The following is an 8,761-nucleotide window of genomic DNA, read 5'->3' as shown; positions in this document are numbered from 1 at the left end:
TTAAGAACACTAGCGGTACTTCCATTTTCATTTCCGCATCTTGATCTACAAATTGGAAGTCAACATGCGCTATTGCACCACTTACAGGATGCTTTTGTATATCTTTAGTAATTACGTACTCTTTTTTCTCAGCAAAACCTGGAGGTTTTACAGAGGAAGAAGTCGTAGAACTACATGGGCATGGTAGTATACGTCTTTTATGCCATAGTGGGTAAGAACTACGCTGACATGACTTATTCTCTTCTATAGTTGCCTCAGACTAGTATTGGTTATTAAGTGTAATGCTATGATACGTGCATTTCCCTGTTATGCATATCATTCAACGGCCATGGGTGCAGAACCTAATATTGGTTATTCCTGAGCCATAGTTTTTTATGGCTATAGGCTATACTTTAGCAGTGTTATATACCGCACAACGGCTCTCTAAAGACTCGCATTACTCAGAGCCTTCAGCATCTTTACGCTCCTTTCAGTCTTCGGTGTTTTAGTATAGATAATCAAAATACCTTATGGCATATTTACATTTATTATGCAATTTCACCTGCTCTGCTCTCAAAAAGTTTAAATAATCCGACACATCTGCAGTTCTAGTGTAATAGGTTCAGAAAACGACATGTTTTCTGCTAACATTTCTGAAATTTTTCCACAAATGCCACTATATTTTCAACTTTTGCCATTTTTCCAGGGCCCTCCTCACCGCAAGCAAGAACCCCTATTTCAGGTTCAATAATAAATACTTTGTCTTGCTTCAAAGTATTTAAATTACGCTGCATAGCTGGAGATTGCCACATCACGGTGTTCATAGCTGGAGCCATTATCACGGGAACATTAGCTGCCATGAGAATTGTAGTAGGCAGATCATCACATATACCGTGAGCCGCCTTTCCCATGATATCAGCACTTGCGGGAACAACCAATACTAGGTCTGCGCTCCTGGACATGGAAATATGCTTCATACACTCCTGAGGAGAAAAGGCGTCACTCTCAGTGTAAGTATTAGCATCAGAAAGCGCTGATACGGACAGCGGTGTAATGAATTGTTCTCCTGCTTTGCTTAAAACGCAATGTAAATTGTATTTTCTTCTTCTTAACTCTCTGATAACCTCAAGTGCTTTATAAGCAGCAATGCTGCCTGTTATTATTAGTAGTATATCCATCTCTAACCTATGGCAATAATACACAATTCTTCATCAAGTTCTTCTAATCGTGTAGGCAAAGCTGCAAAATTACCTGAAACACCTGGGATGTTTTCTAGCATATATGATATACAAGGAGTAGACAACGAGAAGGGCCCGCTGCTTGAAAAACTCTGTGGAGGCTCAAGGATAGTAGATTTGCTATTATATGCTCCATACAGTTATGTAGATCGAAGAAATTCTCAATTAACTCCTTTATCCCGCAGAGGCAGTGTTGTTACATTCCTCGCCGTCACAAAGAAGCACGTCCCTCCATATAAGAGAAGGAAATCTAGTAAATCTCCATACAAAGTACAATTAGGTACAGAAATTGGTGATATTTGGCTAATATTTTTCAATTACTCACAGCCATATCTTGAGAGCGTACTAGAAGTAGGCAAGCAGTGTTTGGTAAGTGGTAAACTTGAAATACATTGCGGGGAGATGCAGATCACGCATCCAGATTACTGCACTAATAATCTAAAAAAATTTACAGAAATATGTGCACTGGAACCTGTATACTCCGTAACAAAAGGGTTGCATTCCAGGGTTATACAAAAGTTCATAAAAGTTGCGCTAAAGTCTATTCAAGCACAACATGAGTGGCTTCCCACAGATTTAATAGAAGAAAATTCATGGCTAAGTTGGCAAGAAAGTGTCTATAAAATGCACACTCCTGAAAACGTTGAAGAAATACGACGTATAAAGGGACGACTAGCGTACGATGAGCTTATGGCTTACCACGCAGCGGTATATTTTGCTAGGCAACATGGTAGGAGAAAAGGTGTTGCACTCGAAGTGAAGGGTACTAATTATCAGGAGGTTTTAAAAAGACTGGGCTTCGAACTTACTGCAGGGCAAAAATCTGCGATAAGAGAGATTACTAGGGCGCAGATATCTGATCAACAAATGGCAAAACTTCTACAGGGAGATGTAGGAAGCGGAAAGACAGTTGTTGCGCTATTCGCAATGCTCAACACAGTAGAAAGCAGGGGGCAGGTGGCCGTTATGGTTCCAACAGAAATGCTAGCAGAGCAGCATTGCTCCTGGATAAAAAAGTTACTAGAAGGCCTGGATATATGTATCGAACTATTGACTGGTAAAACCAAAAACAAAAATGCGATACATGCTAGATTGTTATCAGGTGAAATTCACATTTTGATAGGAACACATGCTTTGTTCCAAGAATCCGTAAAATTTCATAACTTACGGCTTGTGGTTATAGATGAACAACAGCGTTTCGGCGTGTTGCAACGCATGAAGTTGATAGAAAAGGGGGACTCAGCAGACATATTGTTTATCACTGCAACGCCCATACCTAGAACACTAGAGCAGATACTGTATGGCAATATGGACCGCATTACTTTGAAAGATAAGCCCGCATGCAGGTTGCCTGTAAAAACCAGTATCGTGAAGGTATGCATGATAGATGATTTGTGCAAAAGGCTGAAAAACATGATATCACGCGACCATAAAATTTACTGGATATGCCCTTATATTGAGGGTTCAGAAGATAACGATGTTGCCTCTGTCGAAGAAAGATTTGAGTTTCTAAAAAACATGTTCGGCAACAACATTGTTGGTGTATCTCATGGAGCCATGACGCAAACCAGCAATGAAAGTGCTTTACAAGCATTTTACGCTGGTAATATTAAAGTGCTAGTTGCTACTTCCATTATCGAAGTTGGTATAAACGTCCCTGACGCAACCATAATTGTCATAGAAAATCCTGAGAGATTTGGTTTATCCCAGTTACATCAGTTGCGAGGGCGCGTTGGCAGAGGCCACCAGCAGTCTTACTGTATCTTGCTACATGGTCCTGTGAGCAAAATTGCATATCGTAAACTTAGCGTTTTGCGCGGCTCTCATGACGGATTTCACATTGCAGAACAAGATCTTATATTACGTGGTGGCGGCGATATGTTAGGTTGTCGTCAATCGGGAGTTGCAGCTTTTAAGTTTGCAGATGCTCAAGATTTTCATGCCATGGTGAAAGCCTATGCTGCTGTTAGCGATATTGTTAAAAACGAAGATGGTCGTAAGTTAGCCTACAAACTGACTCAAATATTTGGACACTCTTTGCCCCACATCAAGTACTAGTTGTTAACCTAATTGCAGGGGAGTTTTGTATGATACACAGTGGTATTTTGACAACAAGAATCATGTCTTTTTTCGAGATCTAAACTGTAAAGGGGTTTGATACCATACTTGGGATTGCGCAGCATGTAAAAGTGTGAATAATGTAAAGTTCGCTAAGGAGTCGCGGAGGCCTTCATGAAAAAAGTTTTGGTGTTTGGAGGAAGTGGATTTATAGGCAGATATTTGGTATGCGAACTAGTGGCTCGCAAATGTTCTGTTACCGTTTACACACGTAATCACGAGAAAGCTGCAAGGCTAAAACTTTTTGGAAGGCTAGGGCAAGTTGACATCGTATGCGGTAAACTCTCCGATGCTGTGTTGATACAAAAACTCATAGCTGATTGTGATGTGGTAATAAATCTTGTAGGTACAATCGGTGATCCTAGAAGTGCTGTATTGCAGTACCTACACGTAACTTTTCCCAGCAATATAGCAAAACTCGCGACGAGGCACGGTAAAATGTTTGTGCATTTTTCAGCCATGGGAGCAGATATAGCAAAAACATCTTCCTATGCACAAAGCAAGTTAGAAGGGGAGAAGCGCATTAAAGATGTATGCGAAAACGCGGTAATACTAAGGCCTAATTTAGTCTTTGGAGACGGTGACAATTTCTTCAACAAGTTTGCTAACCTAGCGAGAGTAGCTCCGTTTATGCCACTGTTCGGTGGGGGAAAAAATCTACTACAACCCGTACATGTTGATGATGTCGTCAACGTTGCTATGGACTTGATAGTGAATCAGGTGTCATCTGGAACATATGAAGTTGCTGGCCCTAAAGTATATTCTTTGAAAGACCTGATAAAGTTTGTCCTTGCGGCTACGGGAAGGAAGAAGGCGATGCTATCTATTCCAAGCAAAATGGCCAAGTTTATAGCTTATATCTGTGAAAGAAAGATTGTGTCCTTTATCTTACAACCAGCAACAGGATTGTCCGAACCAATAGTGACGAGAGACCAGATTGAGCTGATGAAGTATGATATTATTTTGCCAGATTCCAGCAATGTGAAAAGAGGAAAAACAACTATAGAAGAAATCGTTCCTGAATACCTGAAGATTTACGAGAAGGCATCTAATTAAACACAAGCTCAATACCATGCATCCAGCCTGTTTACCAGTAGATAAACCATATCTGCAGACAGTGTAGCACATGTACGAATAATTGCTCCTGTACGGTATTATTAGCTACTACTACATTCCATTTCACCCACGGGATAATACCCGGTGAAGCATGCATCACAGTACTGTGGATTGTCATTGTCTCGCTTTGCACCCCTAATGGCTTTATACAGCCCGTCTATGCTGATAAATGAGAGACTGTCGCAATCTAGCATTTTTACTAGGTCTGCTATAGACATGTTATTAGCTACCAAACTTGACCTATGTGGAGTATCTATCCCATAGAAACATGAGTACACTGTAGGAGGGCTCGATATCCTAAGATGTATATTTTTGGTACCAGCTTTTCTAAGTAAAACTATAACTTCACGCAGTGTTGTTCCACGTACTATGCTGTCATCCACCAACACTATGCTCTTACCTTTTAAAATTGCCGAGTTTGCATTGTGTTTTAGCTCAACTCCAAGCTTCCTGGCTTTATCCGTTGGCTGTATGAACGTGCGCCCTACATAACGGTTCCTTACTATGCCAAACTCAAATGGCACTCCTGATTTTGTTGCATAACCCATAGCCGCTGGAATGCCAGAATCCGGTACCGGCACTACCATGTCTACATCACTTGGAGGAGGGCTTTCTGTAGCAAGAATCGCACCAATGTTTTTACGTGTCTCATACACAGGTTTGCTCTCTACCACACTATCAGGACGAGCAAAATACACGTACTCAAAAATACAGAAACTACCCTTCAGAGGCTTAAACGGAAACAAACTAGTTATATTATTTGACTTATCTATAAGTACTAGCTCACCTGGCTTAATATCACGTATAAACGTTGCTCCCACAATGTCCAAAGCACATGTCTCTGAAGCTAAGACGTACGAACCTTCTACCATTCCTAATACCAACGGTCTGATCCCCGCAGGATCTCGCGCGCCTATAAGTGTGTCACTTACCATTATAACAAATGAGTAGGCTCCCTTTATCCTCTTTAGTGCATTGATCACACAATCTACAAAAGTTTCTGCTTCGTCTATTACCGCTAAATGAGCAACAACCTCTGTATCTATTTCGGAGGTAAATTTACAGCCTTTGACTATGAGTTCTTCCCTCAAACTTCGAGCATTTGTCAGATTGCCATTGTGTGCCAAGGCAAGCGGTCCGAACCTCCCTTGAAGAATAAAAGGCTGCGCTCCAGAAGCTGTCAGGCCCCCACTTGTGGAATATCTTACATGTCCAATCGCCATCCTTCCGGCAAGAGCATGAACCTGGGGGTTAGAAAATATGCTACTAACGCAGCCTCCACTATAAAACGAAACCAGATCCGAAATGCCCAGTGTTGACGCTGCAATACCAAATGACTCTTGACCACGATGCTGCAGTGCGTGCAAACCCAATAGGCACTTTTGCACAGCATTGCTGTGATTTTGTACGGCAAATATTCCGCATTCCTCATATATACTGGCAAACGTCATGCGCCTCCCCAAACTCCACCATTAAGCATTTTAACATTTAGGAATAGTTCCCTCTAGTAATAATCGCATTATTGGCCACAAGTGTGCATAACAACACTCGCATTGGTAGACAAATTACAGAGTTTAGCCCGTTCAATACCAAATCTGACTCTCCAATAGGCCTTCCCTATCGCTGAATCTACGGAACGAAGAACATTATGTCCTCCACTACAGCCCCAAGCTTTACCCTTATCGTTCCTGGCTGTAATTCTACATCATCAGGTAACACAATTATGTGTTCCGGTTTGTGCATGTTAGCCTGACTCGACACCAAAATGCAAGGATGACTGATATATGAAAAATGCGCGCGTATATCACACTGCAGTTACTTTTGATACGAATCCTGCGGTATTTCCGTCCAATAGCACCTGTAAATTTGCTGCTACACTGTTTACTAAGTCAGTAACTTGAGCAATATCTTCAAAATCTGACAACACATAATCCGACAAATTACAGAGTTCAGCTCGACCAACACCAAATCTGACTCTCCAATAGGCCTTACCTATCGCTGAATCTATAGAACGAAGACCATTGTGTCCCCCACTTCCTCCACCAAGCTTTACTCTTATCGTTCCTGGCTGCAATTCTACATCATCATGAAACACCGTGATATGTTCCGGCGCTATTTTGTGCATGCTAGTACAACTCAACACCGAAGTGCCAGACCTATTCATGTATAAAAGCGGCTTCATCAACATCACACGATGGGTACCAATGTTCCCAATAGATACCAAAGCATCGTGCTTGCTACAAAATGCGGGAAAGAAAAAGCTATGCGCCACAGCATCAATGATCATAAAACCAACATTGTGACGCGTCTCAGCATACCGCTTCCCCGGATTGCCTAATCCGACCAAAAGCAACACAGTTGAATACTACTTACCTGCCTCTGGGGTATCACTCGCAGGAGATGCTTCCTCTGCATCTTCAGAAATTCCTCCACCAGAAGCAACAACAGTAGCAATAACTGGGTCTTCTTCTTTCATGACAACGTTAATGGTGCTAGGTAACTTCAAATCACTTACGTGCAAAGAGTGACCAATAGCCACATCTATCAAATCCACTTCCAGACTTTTCGGGATGTGATGCGGTGAACAACGAATTATCAATGACCGATGTAGTATGTTTATTACGCCACCACGCTTTACACCTATGCATTTTTGTTCATTTAAGAACACTAGCGGTACTTCCATTTTCATTTCCGCATCTTGATCTACAAATTGGAAGTCAACATGCGCTATTGCACCACTTACAGGATGCTTTTGTATATCTTTAGTAATTACGTACTCTTTTTTTTCACCAACACAAAGCTCTATAAGCTTGGAGAAAATAGGGAACGTGCGACACTTCTTCAAAAAATCTACTTGCGATAAAGAGATATTTATAGGGTCACGGTTTTTCCCATATATCACGGCAGGTATTAGTCCCTCTGCACGTAAAGCGCGGGCACTCCCAGTACCACACCTCTCACGAACGGAGGCATCTACCTTTATCATGTCTTCATGATCCATCTCGAACTCCTCTCAAAACTTCAAACCCTACACTTATCACTAGGGCGTTGTTCAGGATATAACAATACTAAAAGCACTAAAAGGTATATTTTTGAGATAGACAACGTCTTGTACATGACACACATATTGCTACTGATTAATGGTAAATTCTCTTGAAGCCGAAAGAATTACTTGCACATCAGAATTTTTAATGACTCTAGCACACTCTTGAAGAAACGCCCCTAGGTGAAAACGCCCATTGCGCCCACAAATTTTTATACATCACTGAAATAGTACATTCTTATGAATCTAAAAAAATGACTTACGATCCACAGATTGAAAGTCAAAACATCTATCTGCAGAACGAGCACTAATATTATTACAGGACTCTAGGTGTTTTTATTCTCTTTTATTTATGACATTGTTCTAGCGAGAGTTAGGCCAATAACTTCTGTAGCCCCCGAGTTCTTAAGGACTCGCGCACACTCTTGAAGAGATGCCCCTGTAGTTACAACATCATCTATAAGTACAACCACTTTCCCTCTAAAAAGCACGGAATTTGTCACTGCGAAAGAGTTCCAAACATTCTTCAATCGCTTTGAAGCCGGTAAATGGCTTTGAGGAGTAGTATTTTTTGCTTTATTAAGTGTAAAAACTTCTAACGGAATTCCGCAAAGTTTACTCAAAGCACGTGCCAATAATACGGATTGATTGTACTTGCGTTGCCGTAACCGCATACAATGCATAGGAACCGGTACTATTAGATCTGCTCTTGCAAGCAATGCCTTTCCCTTTTCGAACATCCAACCCGCATAAATCTTGATGTTTGATATATCACCATAAAATTTGAACTGTAAAACCATGTTCTTACTTATATCATCGTACTCAAACACAGACTCTAGCGCTGAGAGATGTGAATTAAATGCTGCGCATCTTATGCACATACTGGTGTTTTGCTCTAAATTCTTCCCACATTTTATACAGAAAGAGCCCTGTAAAAATTTCACGCTATTTATACAGGAAACACATATTGTCGCATCCTTTCCAGTGTTATCTCCACAATTCACACAAGAACGTGGAAAAAAAACCTCAACAAGCTCCTGAACAGTAACTCTCAATACGTAGCCTACACGGCAGTAGCAGCGACTCAAAAAACTGCAAAAAGACACCAACACCTCTTCCTAGGTAAAGCGCAATCGAGATACCAGGTAGCACAAACTCGCCCCTATAGACATCACCTAACCACGAAAAACTAAATTAATAGCGATGTTTACACTAATCTAGCGCAAGGCATACATCTCAGACATTATCCGAACTTTCTTTTTTCACC

At 41.1% G+C, this 8,761-nt stretch carries 8 protein-coding genes and 1 pseudogene; 2 read left to right on the top strand and 7 right to left on the bottom strand.

The features are described 5' to 3' along the window. Positions 1–127 (bottom strand): annotated as a pseudogene (locus KPX09_RS03340) (50S ribosomal protein L25); the annotation flags it as partial. A 496-nt stretch (positions 128–623) separates the two neighbouring features. Next, the gene (locus KPX09_RS03335) at positions 624–1,157 is read right to left on the bottom strand and encodes a phosphopantothenoylcysteine decarboxylase (protein ID WP_249548986.1); all 534 of its coding nucleotides are present in this window, start codon (positions 1,155–1,157) and stop codon (positions 624–626) included. Between the two features lie 9 nt (positions 1,158–1,166). Between KPX09_RS03335 and KPX09_RS03330 the strand changes: the two genes are divergently transcribed. Both KPX09_RS03330 and KPX09_RS03325 read left to right on the top strand, forming a co-directional pair. Next, positions 1,167–3,275 (top strand): ATP-dependent DNA helicase RecG, encoded by a 2,109-nt coding sequence (locus KPX09_RS03330; protein WP_249548985.1) that lies wholly within the window; start codon positions 1,167–1,169, stop codon positions 3,273–3,275. A 174-nt stretch (positions 3,276–3,449) separates the two neighbouring features. After that, positions 3,450–4,391 carry a complex I NDUFA9 subunit family protein gene (locus KPX09_RS03325; RefSeq protein ID WP_249548984.1) on the top strand — a complete coding sequence of 314 codons (942 nt, stop codon included), beginning with the start codon at positions 3,450–3,452 and terminating at the stop codon, positions 4,389–4,391. Positions 4,392–4,492: 101 nt separating this feature from the next. On the opposite strand, the gene purF is transcribed toward KPX09_RS03325, so the two are convergent. From purF to KPX09_RS03300, 5 genes are all read right to left on the bottom strand, one after another. Continuing rightward, positions 4,493–5,902, bottom strand: coding sequence for an amidophosphoribosyltransferase (purF, locus tag KPX09_RS03320; RefSeq protein WP_249548987.1), 1,410 nt, complete (start codon positions 5,900–5,902; stop codon positions 4,493–4,495). A 178-nt stretch (positions 5,903–6,080) separates the two neighbouring features. Then, a complete protein-coding gene (locus tag KPX09_RS05595; protein WP_275973628.1) occupies positions 6,081–6,215 on the bottom strand; it encodes a hypothetical protein in 135 nt (44 codons plus the stop codon). 40 nt (positions 6,216–6,255) lie between these two features. Further along, a complete protein-coding gene (pth, locus tag KPX09_RS03310; RefSeq protein ID WP_249548983.1) occupies positions 6,256–6,807 on the bottom strand; it encodes an aminoacyl-tRNA hydrolase in 552 nt (183 codons plus the stop codon). A 9-nt stretch (positions 6,808–6,816) separates the two neighbouring features. Next, on the bottom strand, positions 6,817–7,452 hold the full coding sequence (locus KPX09_RS03305; protein ID WP_249548982.1) for a 50S ribosomal protein L25/general stress protein Ctc: 636 nt from the start codon (positions 7,450–7,452) through the stop codon (positions 6,817–6,819). 392 nt (positions 7,453–7,844) lie between these two features. Beyond that, a complete protein-coding gene (locus KPX09_RS03300; protein ID WP_249548981.1) occupies positions 7,845–8,600 on the bottom strand; it encodes a ComF family protein in 756 nt (251 codons plus the stop codon). Positions 8,601–8,761 lie beyond the last annotated feature (161 nt).

The organism is Anaplasma phagocytophilum (assembly GCF_023476575.1).
Taxonomy (GTDB): domain Bacteria; phylum Pseudomonadota; class Alphaproteobacteria; order Rickettsiales; family Anaplasmataceae; genus Anaplasma; species Anaplasma phagocytophilum_A.
Note: the sequence above shows the minus strand (reverse complement) of the source record. Positions and strands in the feature narration are given on the sequence as shown.